Annotated in this window: 1 protein-coding gene; it reads left to right on the top strand. The window is 65.6% G+C overall.

Going from position 1 to position 1151, the window contains the following annotated elements:
- Positions 1-14: 14 nt before the first annotated feature.
- The coding region (locus QRN25_RS25630) for an IS5 family transposase (RefSeq protein ID WP_285022309.1) at positions 15-1151 on the top strand (1137 nt) is incomplete at its 3' end.

Below are 1151 nucleotides of genomic sequence, written 5' to 3'. Positions count from 1 at the left end.
TGTCGACGCGGCTAATGGCAGGCCTGCACCTGCTCAAGCACATGGAGGGCCTGTCGGACGAAGCCGTCTGCGCCCGCTGGGTCGAGAACCCGTACCACCAATTCTTTTGCGGCGAGCAGTACTTCCGCCACAAGCTGCCACTGGATCGCTCGTCGATGACGCGCTGGCGGAACCGGATCGGGGCCGACAAGCTGGAACTTCTGCTCGCCGAGACGCTGCGCGTGGCGATGGAAACAAGGGCAATGCCGCCGCAGGCCTGCGAGCGGGTGACGGTGGACACGACTGTACAGACCAAGGCGATTGCCCATCCCACCGACAGCCACCTGCTGCTACGCGGCATCGAGTGGCTGAACCGGATTGCCCGCAAGCACGGTATCAAGCTGCGCCAGTCATTCCTGCGGGTGGGCCGCCAGGCTCGGCGCGATGTCTCCCGGCTGATCCACGGGCGCGGTCACAAGCAGGCGATGCGTTGGGTGCGCAAACTTCGCACCTGGCTGGGCCGGCTCGACCGCGACATCGGCCGCAAGATCGCCGGAAATGAGGAACTCGAGGCCGCCTTTGCCGTCGTCCGCGAGCGGGTGGCGAAGATCCTCACCCAGAAGGCTGGCAGCACGGACAAGCTTTATGCCCTGCACGCGCCCGAGGTGGAATGCATCGCCAAGGGCAAGGCGCGGACGCGCTACGAGTTCGGGGTAAAGACCTCGATCGCGGTGACAAACGCCCGCACCGCCGGCGGCCAGTTCATCGTCGGCATGCAGGCGTTGCCCGGCAACCCCTATGATGGCCACACCCTGTCCGGGCAGATCGAGCAAGTCGAGCGCCTGACCGGCGTCACCGTTGAGCGGGCTTATGTCGATCGCGGCTACAAGGGGCACAAGCATGGCGGGCAGGCCAGGGTCTATATCGCCCACACCCGCGGGATCACCTCACCCACGATCAAGCGCGAGCTCAGGCGACGAAATGCCATCGAACCGATCATCGGTCACACCAAGTCCGATGGCCTGCTCGAGCGCAATCACCTCGCCGGTGCCACCGGCGATGCCATCAACGCCATCCTGGTCGCCGCGGGGCACAATCTCAGGTTGCTCGTCGCATGGCTGACTGCGCTTTTGCGCGCCCTCATCGCCGCCTGGCTATCCCCAGTCCTGCCC

The sequence above is a fragment of the Novosphingobium sp. fls2-241-R2A-195 genome, assembly GCF_030209485.1.
Taxonomy (GTDB): domain Bacteria; phylum Pseudomonadota; class Alphaproteobacteria; order Sphingomonadales; family Sphingomonadaceae; genus Novosphingobium; species Novosphingobium resinovorum.
This window is presented reverse-complemented; position numbering and strand designations above follow the sequence as displayed.